The organism is uncultured Corynebacterium sp. (assembly GCF_945649885.1).
Taxonomy (GTDB): Bacteria; Actinomycetota; Actinomycetes; order Mycobacteriales; family Mycobacteriaceae; genus Corynebacterium.
Genome location: NZ_CALZFS010000057.1, coordinates 1 through 16,118 on the forward strand (window position 1 = coordinate 1; position 16,118 = coordinate 16,118).

General features: G+C 57.9%; 15 protein-coding genes and 1 pseudogene. 13 read left to right on the forward strand and 3 right to left on the reverse strand.

Annotated elements, in window-relative coordinates:
* From Q0M74_RS07735 to Q0M74_RS07755, 5 genes and pseudogenes are all read left to right on the forward strand, one after another.
* A pseudogene (locus Q0M74_RS07735) lies at nucleotides 1–197 on the forward strand (ribosome-binding factor A); the annotation flags it as partial.
* Between the two features lie 4 nt (nucleotides 198–201).
* Nucleotides 202–1,200, forward strand: a complete 999-nt coding sequence (locus tag Q0M74_RS07740; RefSeq protein WP_293953113.1) for a bifunctional oligoribonuclease/PAP phosphatase NrnA — start codon at nucleotides 202–204, stop codon at nucleotides 1,198–1,200.
* A 16-nt stretch (nucleotides 1,201–1,216) separates the two neighbouring features.
* Nucleotides 1,217–2,602 (forward strand): MATE family efflux transporter, encoded by a 1,386-nt coding sequence (locus Q0M74_RS07745; protein ID WP_293953115.1) that lies wholly within the window; start codon nucleotides 1,217–1,219, stop codon nucleotides 2,600–2,602.
* Nucleotides 2,603–2,722: 120 nt separating this feature from the next.
* Nucleotides 2,723–3,529, forward strand: a complete 807-nt coding sequence (locus Q0M74_RS07750; protein ID WP_293953117.1) for a metallophosphoesterase — start codon at nucleotides 2,723–2,725, stop codon at nucleotides 3,527–3,529.
* Nucleotides 3,519–4,175: a 4'-phosphopantetheinyl transferase gene (locus tag Q0M74_RS07755; RefSeq protein WP_293953119.1), complete on the forward strand. Its 657-nt coding sequence runs from the start codon at nucleotides 3,519–3,521 to the stop codon at nucleotides 4,173–4,175. The genes Q0M74_RS07750 and Q0M74_RS07755 overlap by 11 nt, the downstream gene beginning before the upstream one ends.
* A gap of 10 nt (nucleotides 4,176–4,185) precedes the next feature.
* Here the strand turns inward: Q0M74_RS07755 and truB are convergent, their stop codons facing one another.
* On the reverse strand, nucleotides 4,186–5,079 hold the full coding sequence (truB, locus tag Q0M74_RS07760; protein ID WP_293953121.1) for a tRNA pseudouridine(55) synthase TruB: 894 nt from the start codon (nucleotides 5,077–5,079) through the stop codon (nucleotides 4,186–4,188).
* Between the two features lie 31 nt (nucleotides 5,080–5,110).
* Here truB and Q0M74_RS07765 point away from each other — a divergent pair, with 31 nt between their 5' ends.
* The 4 genes from Q0M74_RS07765 to Q0M74_RS07780 all read left to right on the forward strand — a co-directional run bounded on the left by Q0M74_RS07765 (nucleotide 5,111) and on the right by Q0M74_RS07780 (nucleotide 10,132).
* Nucleotides 5,111–6,133 carry a bifunctional riboflavin kinase/FAD synthetase gene (locus Q0M74_RS07765; RefSeq protein ID WP_293953123.1) on the forward strand — a complete coding sequence of 341 codons (1,023 nt, stop codon included), beginning with the start codon at nucleotides 5,111–5,113 and terminating at the stop codon, nucleotides 6,131–6,133.
* Between the two features lie 89 nt (nucleotides 6,134–6,222).
* Nucleotides 6,223–7,173 (forward strand): nucleoside hydrolase, encoded by a 951-nt coding sequence (locus Q0M74_RS07770; RefSeq protein ID WP_293953125.1) that lies wholly within the window; start codon nucleotides 6,223–6,225, stop codon nucleotides 7,171–7,173.
* A 153-nt stretch (nucleotides 7,174–7,326) separates the two neighbouring features.
* Entirely contained in the window at nucleotides 7,327–7,596 is a 270-nt protein-coding gene (gene rpsO, locus Q0M74_RS07775) for a 30S ribosomal protein S15 (RefSeq protein ID WP_293953127.1), read from the forward strand.
* A 274-nt stretch (nucleotides 7,597–7,870) separates the two neighbouring features.
* Nucleotides 7,871–10,132: a polyribonucleotide nucleotidyltransferase gene (locus tag Q0M74_RS07780; RefSeq protein ID WP_293953129.1), complete on the forward strand. Its 2,262-nt coding sequence runs from the start codon at nucleotides 7,871–7,873 to the stop codon at nucleotides 10,130–10,132.
* A gap of 86 nt (nucleotides 10,133–10,218) precedes the next feature.
* On the opposite strand, the gene Q0M74_RS07785 is transcribed toward Q0M74_RS07780, so the two are convergent.
* Nucleotides 10,219–10,911 carry a hypothetical protein gene (locus Q0M74_RS07785; protein ID WP_293953131.1) on the reverse strand — a complete coding sequence of 231 codons (693 nt, stop codon included), beginning with the start codon at nucleotides 10,909–10,911 and terminating at the stop codon, nucleotides 10,219–10,221.
* A 196-nt stretch (nucleotides 10,912–11,107) separates the two neighbouring features.
* Here Q0M74_RS07785 and dapB point away from each other — a divergent pair, with 196 nt between their 5' ends.
* Nucleotides 11,108–11,854 carry a 4-hydroxy-tetrahydrodipicolinate reductase gene (gene dapB, locus Q0M74_RS07790; RefSeq protein WP_293953133.1) on the forward strand — a complete coding sequence of 249 codons (747 nt, stop codon included), beginning with the start codon at nucleotides 11,108–11,110 and terminating at the stop codon, nucleotides 11,852–11,854.
* A 66-nt stretch (nucleotides 11,855–11,920) separates the two neighbouring features.
* Entirely contained in the window at nucleotides 11,921–12,673 is a 753-nt protein-coding gene (gene thyX, locus Q0M74_RS07795; protein WP_293953135.1) for an FAD-dependent thymidylate synthase, read from the forward strand.
* Here the strand turns inward: thyX and Q0M74_RS07800 are convergent.
* Complete coding sequence (locus tag Q0M74_RS07800; RefSeq protein ID WP_293953137.1) at nucleotides 12,670–12,801, reverse strand: hypothetical protein; 132 nt, start codon at nucleotides 12,799–12,801, stop codon at nucleotides 12,670–12,672. The genes thyX and Q0M74_RS07800 overlap by 4 nt on opposite strands.
* Nucleotides 12,802–13,117: 316 nt before the next feature.
* On the opposite strand from Q0M74_RS07800, the gene dapA reads away from it, so the two are divergent.
* Together dapA and Q0M74_RS07810 are read left to right on the forward strand one after the other, a co-directional pair.
* On the forward strand, nucleotides 13,118–14,023 hold the full coding sequence (gene dapA / locus Q0M74_RS07805) for a 4-hydroxy-tetrahydrodipicolinate synthase (RefSeq protein WP_293953139.1): 906 nt from the start codon (nucleotides 13,118–13,120) through the stop codon (nucleotides 14,021–14,023).
* A gap of 2 nt (nucleotides 14,024–14,025) precedes the next feature.
* Nucleotides 14,026–16,118: ribonuclease J (locus tag Q0M74_RS07810; RefSeq protein WP_293953141.1), on the forward strand; the 2,093-nt coding region annotated here is incomplete at its 3' end.

The following is a 16,118-nucleotide window of genomic DNA, read 5'->3' on the forward strand; positions in this document are numbered from 1 at the left end:
AGCAGCTGGGTGTCCGTTTCACCCCAACGCTGACCTATAGTGTGGATACCGTGCCTGAGGCTTCCGCACACATGGAAGCACTGTTGGAGCGCGCCCGTAAGCGGGATGCTGAACTGGCAGAACTGAAGAAGAACGCTGTCCCGGCCGGTGACCCGAATCCTTATAAGAAGGATTCGGATGACGAGGACGGGGCATAACGCCTTGTCCCTACATACTCAGTACCGTGCAGCAGCAGAATTGATCGAGGCTGCTGATTCGGTGACCGTGGTGAGCCACCTGCGCCCCGATGCTGATGCCATCGGCAGTGTGACTGCCACGGTGGAAGCCATGCAGCAGATGGGTAAGAAAGCCCGTGGTTATATCGGGCAGACTGACCCGATGCCCGCCAACCTTCTCACGATCCCCGGCGCGGAGGACATTGTCTTCACATCGACGCTTCCTGCCTCTGATCTCACGATCGTGGTGGACTGCGGTTCAATTGAGCGCACCGGTGATTTTGAGCAGGCGATTGTTGAGCGTCGTGGGCAGACCCTGATGGTTGATCACCATGCCACCAATCCAGGTTTCGGTGTGGTCAATCTGATTGACACCCATGCTGAGTCCACTACGACCATCCTGATGGACTTCTTTGACCATTTGGCGGTGCAGACCACCCAGTCCATCGCGCATGGTCTGTATGCCGGGTTGCTGACTGACACGGGTTGTTTCCGGTGGGGGCGTCCCGTCATGCATGACATGGCTAAACAGCTGATGGAATATGATCTGGATATCCGAGATATCTCTGCTGAACTGATTGACAAGACCTCTCTGACAGATCTGCGTCTTGTGGGCCAGATCATCTCCAGGATTGAGATGCATCGGGCTGGTCCTTATCAGTTGGCGGTCTTGGTGGCGGATTATGCCACCATCAACGGACACTCCAAGACGGCTGTCGAAGGCCTCATTGAAACTGTTCGTGCGGTCGATGGTGCTGATTTCGGTGCTGTGTTCAAGGAATATGAGCCCGGTGTGTTCACGGTGTCTCTGCGTTCTTCTCAACTGAGTGTCGGTTCCCTTGCTGTTCATCTCGGTGGTGGCGGGCATGTTCCTGCTGCCGGGTACACAGCCCGTGGTACGGAGCTGGAAGCTCTGGATACGCTCATCACCGCTGCTGTTGAACTCGGTGAGACGTTGAACTGTTCCTCTGTGATCAGTAGTTAGGGCCTGCTGGCACTCCATGTCATCTGATCCCCTCAGTTCACGAGTCGACGGCGAAGCCACAACCGTGGGTGCGGAAGCAGAAGCTGCTGCCGACAGACACCAGCTGGCACAGGTGTCAGCCCGTCAGATCTTTGCTCTGGCACTGCCCGCACTGGGTGTGTTGGCTGCGATGCCGCTGTATCTGCTTTTGGACACAGCCGTGGTGGGCAGGTTGGGTGGTTTTGAGCTGGCGGCGCTGGGCGCGGCGGTGACCATCCAGTCCCAGGTGACCACCCAGTTGACTTTCTTGTCCTATGGGACCACCGCCAGGTCTTCCAGGCTCTTCGGGGCAGGGGACAGGCGTGGGGCCATTGCGGAAGGGGTGCAGGCCACGTGGGTGGCGTTTTTTGTGGGTGCGGCGATTGCTGTGACCATGATCATCGGCGCACCGTGGTTCGCCCTGTGGCTGTCAGGAGATCAGGATATTGCTGATGCTGCAACGCAATGGTTGCGGGCTGCCGCCCTCGCTGTGCCCCTGGTGCTCGTCATCATGGCTGGTAATGGATGGTTGCGCGGCATTCAGAACACGCGTTTGCCCCTGTACTTCACCCTGGCTGGTGTCATTCCCGGCGCGGTACTCATCCCCGTGTTTGTGCATTATTTCGGGTTGGTGGGATCAGCCTATGCCAATGTGATTGCCGAAGGCATCACCGCATTGTTATTCCTCATTGCGTTGGTCAAACACCATGAGGGTTCCTGGAAGCCACGCTGGTTGGTGATCAGGCGTCAGTTGTCACTGGGTAGGGATCTGATCATGCGTTCCTTAAGCTTCCAGGTGGCATTCCTCTCGGCAGCTGCAGTGGCTGCTCGTTTCGGTACTTCATCACTGGCAGCGCACCAGGTCATGTTGCAGCTGTGGAATTTCATCACTCTGGTGCTGGATTCCCTGGCGATTGCGGCACAGACCCTCACCGGAGCTGCATTGGGTGCGGGATCTGCGCAGCTGGCACGGAAGGTGGGCACGCGGGTCATTATGTACTCCATTGTCTTCGCAGGAGTACTTGGCGTCATCTTTGCGCTTCTTCATCAGGTGATTCCGCGGATCTTCACCCAGGATGAGACGGTGTTGGACACCATCAACAATCCCTGGTGGATCATGATCGTGATGATCATCTTGGGTGGTGTGGTCTTTGCCATCGATGGAGTGCTGCTGGGAGCATCGGATGCGGTATTTCTGCGTAATGCTTCCATCATGGCGGTGCTGGCAGGTTTCCTCCCCGGAGTGTGGATCTCCTATCTGCTTGATGGTGGGCTTACCGGTGTCTGGTGTGGGCTGTTGGCTTTCATCGTGATCAGGATGTTCGCGGTTGTGTGGCGTTTCCGGTCCATGCGGTGGGCGCGTGCTGGGGCATCGGTGTCCTGATGGGTGGCGGGGAGGATCTCCCAGGGTCGTCCGTGGCGTAAACTATGACCACTAGACTGAAGGGCCTGAACAACAGGGCCTGGGAATGGCTGTAGTGGATGACAGAAGGCAGAGGTGAACGTGACCACAACACTCTGGGCGGTTGCAGACCTCCACGCAGCGGTGAAGGCCAATGCGGACCCGATTGCAAATATTCAACCGAAGGATCCCTCTGATTGGCTGATTGTTGCCGGTGATGTGGCAGAACGCACTGATCTGGTGCTGTCTGTGCTGGCACGCCTTCGTAAGCGTTTTGCCAAGGTCATCTGGGTGCCGGGAAACCACGAATTATTTTCCCGTTCCCAGGACAGGTACCAGGGCAGGGATAAGTACACCGAGTTGGTGGAGGGGTGCCGCAGGATCGATGTGCTCACCCCGGAGGATCCCTATCTCACCTTCGGTGGGGTCACCATCGTGCCCCTGTTCACTCTCTATGACTATTCTTTCCGTCGTCCTGGTTTCACCGTGGAGCAGGCCATTCAGGCTGCTCGTGACCGGCAGGTCATGATGACAGATGAGTTCTCCATTGCTCCATTTGTGGATATCCGTGCCTGGTGTTGGGACCGTCTTGCCTATTCCATCAAACGGCTCTCCAAGACCAATGGGCCTACTATCTTGATCAACCACTGGCCACTGGTGGTGGAACCCACCCAGAGGATGCGCTGGCAGGAATTGGCACTGTGGTGCGGCACCCGGCATACCCGTGGTTGGGCAGAGCGCTACAACGCCCAGGCGGTCATTTATGGGCACCTGCATATTCCAGGTGTGCAGGAATACAACGGCATCAAACACATTGAGGTGTCGTTGGGTTATCCCCGTGAGTGGGAGCAGTGGAGTCCTGGTCATGTCTGGCCCTACCCGGTGATGGAGGTGGATCATGCTGGATGAGTCGCTCTTTCCGAGTTCTGCCAAGTTCTCCTTTCTCAAAACCGGTGATGAAGGTCCCAACCTGGTTAACTTCCATCAGCTCCATCCCCTGGAGAAGGCACTTGTTGCCCACTCCGTGGATATTCGCAAGGCAGAGTTTGGGGATGCCCGCTGGTGTGCTCATGAGGCCTTGCGTGAATTGGGTCGTGACAGTGGCGATCCAATACTGCGTGGTGAACGTGGCATGCCTCTGTGGCCCTCATCGGTATCTGGGTCCCTGACCCATACCGATGGTTTCCGGGCCGCTGTGGTGGCTCCGCGCCTGTTGGTGCGGTCCATGGGGCTGGATGCCGAACCTGCCGAACCCCTGCCGAAGGATGTTTTAGGGTCCATCGCACGCGTGGGGGAGGTGCCCCAGCTCAAGCGGCTGGAGGACAACGGTGTGCACTGCGCAGACCGCCTGCTGTTCTGTGCGAAGGAAGCCACCTACAAGGCCTGGTTCCCCCTGACCCACAGGTGGTTGGGATTTGAGCAGGCGGAGATTGACCTGCGTGATGACGGCACCTTTGTGTCTTACCTGCTGGTACGGCCCACCCCGGTGCCGTTCATCTCCGGCAAGTGGATTCTGCGTGACGGCTATGTCATCGCGGCCACGGCCGTGACTTGAAAGGAACCGGTTAAAGCGTATTGGGACGCGCTACGAACACGGTTGCCAGACGCTTTCCCTTTTCCTCGATAAGAGCAATCGACTTGCCCGATGGGGTGACAGCCGCATGGACACCCACCAGTCCCCGTGGTTCCAACCATTTACCCATGGATAAGGCCTCACCCTCCTCTTCAGTGACTTCCAGGACAGGGTAGGAGCGAGAGAGTGCCTCATCCAGGTTCAGTGACAGTCGCGCATTTTCCTGCAGATCAGCCAGTGGGATGGCGTCGTCGAGTGTGAAGGGGCCGACCTCGGTGCGTCTTAACGCAGTCAGGTGCCCACCTACCGCTAAGGCCTCACCCAGGTCACGTGCCAGGGAACGGATATAGGTTCCCGAGGAACAGTGCACCCGGACATCCAGGTCCACGAAGCTTCCCTCACGGCGACGGTCCAGAATCTCAAAGACACTCACCGTCACGGGACGTGCTGGGATATCCACCACCTCACCGTCGCGGACTCGTTCATGGGCACGCTTGCCATCGATCTTGATGGCGGAGACACTGGCCGGCTTCTGCATGATGTCGCCGGTGAGTGTGGCAACGACGGCGTTGATCTTGTCGTCATCCAGCATGGAGGCATCCGCCTCGGACACCACCTCGCCTTCGCGATCATCGGTGGTGGTGGCAGCACCCAGACGGATCGTGGCGTCATAGGCCTTGGTGGTGGCAACAAGATGGGCAAGGAAGCGGGTGCCGCGTTCAATGCCGACCACGAGCACACCCGTGGCCATGGGATCCAAGGTGCCAGCGTGACCGACCTTGCGGGTGGAAAAAGCACGTCGGAGCTTGGACACCACATCATGGGAGGTCATACCGGCTGGCTTGTCCACAACAACGAGACCTGAGTTCTGGGCGGGAGCATTCATGAATGTGAAGTCTATGCCGTAACCTGTAGCCGTGGATATTTGGCGCGGATTAACAGAGGTTCCAGCTGACCTTGAGGGCTCAGTTGTCACCATTGGAGTGTTCGACGGAGTGCATCGTGGGCACCAGACACTCATGCGGGAGGCTGCACAACAAGCCCGTGAACGAGGTGTTCCCTGTGTGATGGTCACCTTTGACCCTCACCCCTTGACGGTGTTCCTCCCGGGGCGACAGCCCACCCGTCTGGCCCCGGTTGATTTCCGCATCACACTCGCGGAGGCAGAAGGCGTGGATGCGGTGCTGGTCATTGACTTCACCCGTGAACTTGCCGGAGTGTCGCCAGAGGGGTATTTCACCACCATGCTGGTGGACGTCCTGCATGCGAAAAGTGTGGTGGTGGGGGAGAACTTCACCTTCGGCACCAATGGTGAGGGCACGGAGGCCACCATGCGTGAGCTCGGCGCCCAGCACGGTGTGGATGTCACCATCATGCCGTTGCTTCACGACGAAGACCTCCGCATCTGCTCCACCCTGGTCCGGGACTTCCTGGTCGACGGCGATGTAGCCCGGGCCAACTGGGCTCTGGGCCGCCGCTATTCAGTCCGCGGTGAGGTTGTTCGTGGTGCAGGGCGGGGAGGCAAGGAACTGGGATACCCCACCGCCAACCTCTACCTGCCGGAAACCGTGGCCCTGCCAGCCGACGGTGTGTACGCCGGATGGTTCACCATCACCGATGACCGCGTGATTGACCGGGAGATCTCCCGCGACATCGACGGTGACATGGTCCCCGGCGTGCGTTACCCAACCGCTGTGTCCGTGGGCACCAACCCCACCTTCGGTGATGAACGACGCAGCGTGGAGGCCTTTGTCCTCGACCGCGACGCTGACCTTTATGGTCATCACGTCATGGTGGAATTCGTTGACCACCTGCGCCCGATGGTCAAATTCAATGGCATCGAGGATCTGCTGGACGCCATGGCCGCTGATGTAGCCAAGACCCGAGAGATCCTGGCGCGGGATAAAGAGCTTCTCGACGCCGCAACTCCTACCGACTAGACCCTGCTGACAAGGAACTGCTGTGCGGGCCTTAGGATGAGGGAACCTGAGAAGCGTTTCAACAACACCGACGGAAAGGCATGTTCCACATGACCAAGAAAGCCATCCTGGATCTGGACACCGGCATCGATGATGCCCTCGCACTGGCCTACGCCCTGGGTTCCCCGGAGCTTGAGGTCATCGGCGTGACCTGCACCTACGGCAATGTCCTTCTGGAAACCGGTGCTACCAACGACCTCGCCCTCCTGGAACTCTTCGGAGCCCCTGAGGTACCGGTGTATCTGGGCCAGCCACATGCACAGACCAAGGATGGCTTCGAGGTCCTGGAGATCTCCGCCTTCATCCACGGCCAGAACGGCATCGGCGAGGTGCTACTGGACAAGGCTGCTGCACAGGCACGCCCAGCCGGTGTGGACTTCCTCATCGACTCCGTCCGCGAACACGGTGATGACCTGGTCATTATCGCTACCGGCCCGATGACTAACCTGGCGGCAGCTGCAGCAAAGGATCCTTCCTTCGCTGACAACGCCCACATCGTGATCATGGGCGGTGCCCTCACCGTTCCCGGAAACGTCAGCCCCTGGGCGGAAGCCAACATCAATCAGGACCCCGATGCCGCCAACGATCTCTTCCGTGCAGCATCTGATGTCACCATGATCGGACTGGATGTCACCCTCCAGACCCTGCTCACCAAGACCCACACCGCGCAGTGGCGTGAACTGGGTACCCCGGCAGCCATCGCCCTGGCTGACATGACTGATTACTACATCAAGGCCTATGAGACCACGGCGCCACACCTGGGTGGCTGTGGTCTCCACGACCCACTGGCCGTGGGTGTTGCCGTGGATCCGTCATTGGTGACCCTTCTCCCGATCAACCTCAAAGTGGATGTGGACGGTGAGACCCGTGGTCGCACTATCGGCGATGAAGTCCGACTGAATGATCAGGTACGCACCTCCAAGGCGGCCGTGGCTGTTGACGTGGAGCGCTTCTTGTCGGAGTTCATGACCCGTATCGGCCGCGTGGCAGCAGGGCAGTAGCACTAGTTTTGGTTCCAGCAGCGTCACGGTGTTAAGCTGTCTGATGGTTTTGTCACTGCGGTCCGCAGCAGTTACAGAAAGTGCACGGCCATCTTTTCAAGGTGTGCCGTGAAAAACATTTCATGCGGACTGAAATAACTAGGAGATTCCATCATGGCTCTTACTTCTGAGCAGAAGAAGTCCATCCTCGCCGAGTTCGGTCTGCACGAGACCGACACCGGTTCCCCTGAGGCGCAGGTGGCGATGCTGACCAACCGCATCAACACCCTGACCGAGCACCTCAAGTTCCACAAGCACGATCACCACTCCCGTCGTGGTCTGCTGCTGCTCGTCGGTCGTCGTCGTGGCTTGCTGAAGTACCTGGCTGACAACAACGTCAACCGTTACCGTGACCTCATCGCTCGCCTCGGCCTGCGTCGCTAGTCTCCGGTTTTTCTGCTGGCACTGCATAGAGCCAGCGTGATATCGACCGTTCCATACTTTCTTCCAGTTCCTCATCACGAGGAGTGTGGAAGTGGTGGGGCGGTCTTTTTCATGCCCGGAATATGGTGAATTAATCATCGCCAGATTAGGTGGACACTGGTACTGGGGGAAACGCGCAGAAGCTGGTAAGATTCCAAGCGTTGTAAATTGACAGCATTCACGGTGACACCGATGATCACCGAGCAGAACCAAAAATGAGGAGAATTACTCGCATATGAGCGAAGTAAAGTATTTCGAAGACACCGATTATGGCGTTATTGAAGCCATCGCAACCATTGACAATGGTGACTTCGGAACCCGCACCATCCGTTTTGAAACCGGCCAGCTGGCCCGCCAGGCAGACGGTGCAGTAACCACCTACCTCGATGACGAAACGATGCTGCTGGCCACCACCACCGCATCCAACCAGCCGCGCGAAGGCTTCGACTTCTTCCCACTGACCGTGGACGTCGAAGAGCGCATGTACGCAGCTGGCCGCATCCCGGGATCCTTCTTCCGTCGTGAAGGCCGCCCATCCACCGAAGCCATCCTGGCCTGCCGCCTGATCGACCGTCCTCTGCGCCCAACCTTCGTCAAGGGTCTGCGCAATGAGGTCCAGGTTGTCGTGACCGTCATGTCCATCAACCCACAGGACAGCTACGATGTTGTCGCCATCAACGGCGCATCCGCTGCAACCCGTATCTCCGGCCTGCCTGTTTCCGGTGCAGTCGGTGGCGTCCGCATGGCCCTCATCGTTGATGAGAAGCACAAGGACGGCAAGTGGGTCGCATTCCCAACTGTTGATCAGCAGAAGGAATCTGTCTTCGAGATCGTTGTCGCCGGCCGTCTGGTCGAGCGCAAGCGCGGAAACAAGACCTTCTCCGACGTTGCTGTCATGATGGTTGAAGCTGGCGCATCCGAGAACGTTGTCGAGCGCATCAAGGACGGTGCCCCGGCACCAACAGAGAAGATCGTCTCTGAAGGTCTGGAAGCAGCCAAGCCATTCATCGACACCCTGTGCTGTGCACAGGAAGGCCTGGCACAGCGTGTGGCTAAGGAAGCCAAGGAATTCCCACTGTTCCCTGCATACACCGATGAGGTTTATGCAGCAGTGGAGAAGAAGGCTGACAAGAAGCTTGCTGAACTGATGACCATCAAGGGCAAGCAGGAACGCGACGACGCCACCAACGCTCACATGGAGCAGGTCGAGGAAGCGCTTCTCGGCCAGTTTGAGGACAAGTATGCTTCCGCAGCAGCGGCCTCCAAGGAGATCCGTGCGGCATATAACTCCCTGATGAAGCAGATCGTGCGCACCAAGATCCTCACCGAGGGCTTCCGCATCGATGGCCGTGGCACTTCCGACATCCGTGACCTGGGTGTTGAGGTTGAGCTGATCCCACGTGCACACGGCTCTTCCCTCTTCGAGCGTGGCGAGACTCAGATCCTGGGTGTCACCACCCTGGACATGCTCAAGATGGAGCAGCAGATCGATTCACTGGCACCAGTGGATTCCAAGCGCTACATGCACCACTACAACTTCCCTCCTTACTCCGTTGGTGAGACCGGCCGTGTCGGTTCCCCCAAGCGTCGTGAGATCGGACATGGTGCGCTTGCAGAGCGTGCAGTTCTGCCAGTGATCCCATCACGTGAGGAATTCCCTTACGCTATCCGCCAGGTCTCTGAAGCACTGGGGTCCAACGGTTCCACCTCCATGGGTTCCGTCTGTGCATCCACCCTCTCCCTGTACAACGCCGGTGTCCCACTGAAGGCGCCTGTTGCAGGCATCGCCATGGGCATGGTCTCCGATGAGATCGACGGTAAGACCGAATACGTCGCCCTCACCGATATCCTCGGGGCAGAAGACGCCTTCGGCGACATGGACTTCAAGGTTGCAGGAACCTCCGAGTTCATCACCGCCCTGCAGCTGGACACCAAGCTGGATGGCATCCCATCCAAGGTCCTCACCGATGCGCTGGAGCAGGCACGCGATGCCCGCACCGCGATCCTGGAGACCATGGCTGAGGTCATCAACGGTCCAGATGAGATGAGCGAATTCGCTCCACGCATCACCACCGTGCAGATCCCAGTGTCCAAGATCGGTGAGCTCATCGGACCAAAGGGCAAGAACATCAACGCCCTGACCGAGGAAACCGGCGCGAACATCTCCATCGAGGATGATGGCACCGTGTTCATCTCCGCGGCAAATGGTGAGGCTGCTGAAGCTGCGATCGAGAAGATCAACGCTTTGGCCAACCCCCAGCTGCCAAAGGTCGGCGAGCGCTTCCTGGGCACCGTGGTCAAGACCACCGCCTTCGGAGCCTTCGTCTCCCTGCTGCCAGGCCGTGACGGTCTGGTCCATATCTCCAAGCTGGGCAACGGTAAGCGCGTTGAAAAGGTTGAGGATGTTGTCAGCGTCGGCCAGAAGCTCCAGGTCGAGATTGCAGACATCGACAACCGCGGCAAGATCTCTCTTGTCCCAGTTGTTGAAGAGGACTAATCCTCACTCTCTTTAATGAGAGAATAATAAAAGGGAGTGGGCACCAGGAAAGATTGATCCTGGTGCCCACTCCCTTTTTCGCATGCCTATTGATGGATGATGTCCACCACAAGACGGCTGGGGTCATCCAGACGCGTCACCGAATAGTCACGGTAGCCTCCGGAAATACCGATGAAGAACTGGGCACGTGCTTCAAAGACCGTGGTGAGTTTAACCTCCTGGACGATGCCGGCACCATCAAAGGAACCCATCTCCACTCCCGGTTCCGCAGCCTCCGTTGGCAGGGCGATGCCATCGATACTGACCTCCAGGAAAGAATCACCAGCCAGCTCCACAGGTAAACCGGAGGCCTGCTGGACAGGCTCATTCTGATAGTCCGTCCACCAGCCAGGGGAACCTGAGCCACCAATATCAAACACAACGCGGGTGAAAGTCTCATGCTCTGCCACCCGTACCCCGGTCACCGACATGTCAAAACTGCCCTCAGGTGATTGGGATTTCTGCCCCATGTTTGGTTCACCCAGTGGCGGCAGTGGTGCAGCAGTGCCGGTCTCCGGAGGAAGCGTGGGCCGGGGCTTAACGACGTCCGTGTCCGTTTCTGCGTCTGTCTCCGTGTCCGGCGCAGGTGAACCCATGGTGGTTTCAGTAACAGCGGGGGCGGTGGTGGTAACAGAGACCGTGCTGTCGGCTGGATCATCAGCACCGGTGGAACCACACGCTGTCACCAGAAACAGAGCAACGGTGGACAGCGATGCCAAGGCTACAGTTGTTGTTCTCATAACCTCAATCTAGATCGTGGCAGCCCCAGACAACAGATGCCGCAGCAAACCGTTGGTGAATCGTTGTACCGCCTGCCTCTGCCTACTTCCTTGCCAGGTGCCTCAATCAAGCGGAGGTGGGCGCAGAAAACCCAGGAGGGCAGCAGGGCTAGACTGGTTGAGGTTAAAGCTAACAAGATGAGAGAAGGAGTTCTGCATGACAATCAAGGTTGGTGTCCTGGGAGCAAAGGGACGCGTTGGACAGACCATCGTCGCATCCGTCAATGAAGCTGAGGATCTGGAACTGGTCGCAGAAGTCGATCATGGCGATGACATGAACCTGTTGGTGGAAGCGGGCGCACAGGTTGTTGTTGATTTCACCACTCCGAATGCAGTCATGGGCAACCTTGAATTCTGTATCAATAACGGCATCTCCGCTGTTGTCGGCACCACCGGCTTTGATGATGAGCGACTTGCCCAGGTACGTTCTTGGTGTCAGGCCAATGAAGGTGTGGGCGTTCTCATCGCCCCGAACTTCGCTATCTCCGCAGTCCTGACCATGGTGTTCTCCAAGCAGGCAGCCCGATTCTTTGAATCTGCGGAAGTCATTGAACTGCATCACCCGAACAAGCTCGATGCACCATCGGGCACCGCAATCCACACAGCACAGGGCATTGCAGATGCACGCCGTGAAGCAGGCATGGGGGAGCAGCCAGACGCCACAGAGCAGGCACTGGAAGGTTCCAGGGGTGCCAACGTGGATGGCATCCCGGTTCACGCCGTGCGCATGAGCGGCATGCTCGCCCATGAAGCTGTGATCTTCGGAACCCAGGGCCAGACCCTGACCATCAAGCAGGACTCCTATGATCGAAACTCCTTTGCCCCAGGAGTCCTCGTGGGCATCCGCAACATTGCACATAACCCAGGTCTGACCATCGGTCTGGAAAACTACCTGGATCTCTAGGGCAGACCCCCGGGCAATGGGGTGACGTGATGGTTGGCATTGTGTAGATAAAGGAGCTGAGACGTAGTGGCCGAACCGGTCGAACTGAAGGTTGAGATGATTGCGCACACCGCATTCACCCCACCTGAATCTGTGGCATGGACAACCGATACCGATGGTGCGGAAGCCCTCGTCGAATTTGCGGGCAGGGCCTGTTATGAAACCTTCGACAAGCCCAATCCCCGGACGGCCACCAATGCAGCGTATCTGCGCCACATCATGGAAGTTGGACACACAGCGCTACTTGAGCACGCCAGCGCCACCATGTACATCCGTGGTATCTCACGATCAGCCACACATGAACTGGTGAGGCACCGTCACTTCTCCTTTTCCCAGCTGTCACAGCGTTTCATCCATGCACAGGAGCAGGAGGTCATTGTTCCGGACCTTATCAATGAGGATCCGGAACTACGCACCCTCTTCCTCCGCGCCATGGATGAAAACCGTTTCATCTACAACGAACTGCTCGATGCGCTGGAAGAAAAGCTTGTCGACGAGCCAAATGCACTGTTGCGGAAGAAACAGGCACGGCAGGCAGCCAGGGCGGTTCTGCCCAACGCCACAGAATCCCGCATCGTTGTGACCGGAAACTTCCGCTCCTGGCGCCATTTCATCGGCATGCGGGCAAGTGAACACGCCGATGTGGAGATCCGTGAAGTTGCGGTGGCCTGCCTCAGACAACTCCAGGAAACTGCACCGACCGTGTTCAGTGACTTCGAGATTGAAACGCTTGCCGACGGCAGCCAGATGGCCACCAGCCCCTATGTGACAGATTTTTAATATCCTGCAGGATAGGGATTGCTGGACATGGACTCCCAGGCGCTGGAGAGCAGAGCAAGATAGTCCGGATTGAGGATGTCGCCGGTGGCAAAACCGCCGAACAGCCCCCAGTGTGAGCCAGGTGGCAAAATTCTATAAAAACCAACTCATGGGCTCGGACATTATTGAAATCCTTCCAAACATGCTGTGTGAATTAGATTACCCATCTTTCCACCGTGTGAAATAAAGGTACATAGCACCCCTGAAGGCTGATGAAAACTGTTTCCCCGCAGGTGTGAGCAAGTTTTCATGTTCCAAAAGCGGTAAGATACGAGATTGACACATCCAATTGTGGAAGATGGCTCACCCTGAATTTCTGCCCGATGGCATAAATTTCTTCATGTTGTTCGAGATTCGAGGGGTTGGTGAACCCCAAACTAAGGGAAGAAGGTAACGTTGGAGTCCATGAGCACAGGTTTAACAGCGAAGACCGGAGTTGAGCACTTCGGCACGGTCGGAGTGGCGATGGTTACTCCGTTCACTGAATCCGGAGAACTGGATCTTGCCATGGGTCGCAACATTGCGGCACACCTGGTGGATAATGGAGTCGATGCCCTGATATTGGCGGGCACCACCGGTGAATCCCCGACGACGACAACCGCTGAAAAACTTGAATTGCTCAAGGCCGTACGCGAAGAAGTTGGTGACCGCGCAAAGCTCATCGCGGGCGCTGGCACTAACGACACCCGCTCATCTGTTGAACTGGCCAAGGCTTCTGCTGAGGCTGGCGCTGACGGCCTTCTGGTGGTCACTCCCTATTACTCCAAGCCGAGTCAAGAAGGACTGGTCCGCCACTTTACTGAAATCGCGCGGGCGACCGAACTCCCGATCTGTCTCTATGACATTCCTGGCCGTTCAGCCATTCCTATTGAATCTGATACCATCAGACGACTAAGCGAATTGCCCACCGTCCTGGCAGTTAAGGACGCCAAGGGTGACCTCGTTGCAGCCGCGCCTCTGATTCAGGAGACCGGTCTCGCCTGGTATTCAGGTGATGACCCACTCAACCTCACCTGGTTGGCAATGGGAGGTTCTGGCTTCATCTCCGTCATCGGACATGCTGCACCGACTGCTCTGCGTGAGTTGTACACAAGTTTCGAGGAAGGCGACCTCGCCCGTGCGCGGGAAATCAACGCCACACTATCCCCGCTGATAGCTGCCCAGGGTCGCCTGGGTGGAGTCAGCATGGCAAAGGCTGCTCTGCGTCTGCAGGGCATCAACGTAGGAGAGCCCCGACTTCCGATTATTGCTCCGAATGAGCAGGAACTCGAGGATCTCCGAGCCGACATGAAAAAAGCTGGAGTTTTATAAATATGAATGATTCCCGTAATCGCGCCCGGAAGGTCACCCGCAAGGCGGGTCCACCGGAGGCTGGACAGGAAGCCATCAAGGAGACCCCGGTCTTCCAGGCACCTGACGCGAAGGCCGTCCAAGGTACGGAAAAAGCACAGACCGCCGGAAACGACAAGCGGGACTCCAACAAGTCCGATGCGTCGTCTTCCAGGGGTGGAAACAACGCTGGCCGTGGACGTTCCTCCGCCAACAGCCGTGGTGGCCGTAGCCGTCGCGGTGGCAACCAGAACAACGATGGCCAGGGCAACCGTGGCAATCAGCGTAACCAGGGCGGTGGACGTCGCAATGTTGTGAAGTCCATGCAGGGTGCTGACCTGACCCAGCGTCTGCCGGAGCCGCCAAAGGCACCAGCTAACGGACTGCGCATTTATGCCCTCGGTGGCATCTCTGAAATCGGCCGTAACATGACCGTTTTCGAGTACAACAACCGTCTTCTCATCGTTGACTGTGGCGTACTGTTCCCATCCTCCGGTGAGCCGGGCGTTGACCTGATCCTGCCGGACTTCGGTCCGATCGAGGATCAGCTGCACCGCGTTGACGCACTGATCGTCACCCACGGTCATGAGGACCACATCGGTGCCATCCCATGGCTGCTGAAGCTGCGCAATGACATTCCGATCATCGCCTCCCGCTTCACCCTGGCGCTCATTGCCGCCAAGTGTAAGGAACACCGCCTCCGTCCGAAGCTGATCGAGGTCAACGAACAGTCCAACGAGAACCGTGGACCGTTCAACATCCGCTTCTGGGCTGTTAATCACTCCATCCCAGACTGCCTGGGACTTGCTATCAAGACCCCGGCAGGTCTGGTCATCCACACTGGTGATATCAAACTGGACCAGACTCCGACAGATGGTCGTCCAACCGACCTGCCGGCTCTGTCTCGCTTTGGTGACGAGGGTGTTGACCTCATGCTGTGTGACTCCACCAATGCCACCACCCCTGGTGTCTCCGGTTCTGAAGCGGAGATCGCACCGACTTTGAAGCGTCTGGTCGGCGAGGCCAAGCAGCGAGTCATCCTCGCCTCCTTCGCCTCCAACGTCTACCGCGTTCAGGCTGCCGTGGATGCTGCTGTTGCTGCTAACCGTAAGGTTGCTTTCAATGGCCGCTCGATGATCCGCAATATGGAGATCGCCGAGAAGATGGGCTACCTCAAGGCACCACGCGGCACCATCGTGTCCATGGATGATGCCTCGAAGATGGCCCCACACAAGGTCATGCTCATCACCACCGGTACCCAGGGCGAGCCAATGGCAGCCCTGTCCCGCATGGCACGTCGTGAGCACCGTCAGATCACCGTCCGTGACGGCGACCTGATCATCCTGTCCTCATCCCTGGTTCCAGGTAACGAGGAAGCCGTCTTCGGCGTCATCAACATGCTGGCCCAGATCGGTGCCACCGTGATCACCGGACGTGACGCCAAGGTGCACACCTCCGGCCACGCCTACTCCGGCGAGCTGCTGTTCCTCTACAACGCGGCCCGTCCGAAGAACGCCATGCCTGTGCATGGTGAATGGCGTCACCTGCGCGCCAACAAGGAACTGGCTATCTCCACCGGTGTTCAGCGTGAGAACGTCGTTCTCGCACAGAACGGTGTTGTTGTTGACCTGGTCAACGGTCACGCCAAGGTTGTTGGCCAGATTCCAGTCGGTAACCTTTACGTCGACGGCGTCACCATGGGTGATATCGATGCAGACATCCTGGCAGACCGCACCTCCCTCGGGGAGGGTGGCTTGATCTCGATCACCTGTGTCATCGACAACCGCACCGCACGTCTCATGGAGAGTCCTCGGGTGGAAACCACCGGCTTCTCCGAAGACGCAAAGGGCATGATGGCAGAGGTGGCTGAACTGGCCGAAACCACCATGAACGATCTCGCTGCCGAAGGCGAGAACGACCCTTACCGCATGGTCCAGCAGATGCGTCGTAAGCTTTCCCGCTTTGTGGAGCAGAAGTGGAAGCGTCAGCCGGTCATCATGCCGACTGTCATTCCGATGTCCGCAGAAACCGTCAGCATCAATGATGCAGAGGTCCGCGCATCCAGGGAGTCCCTCTA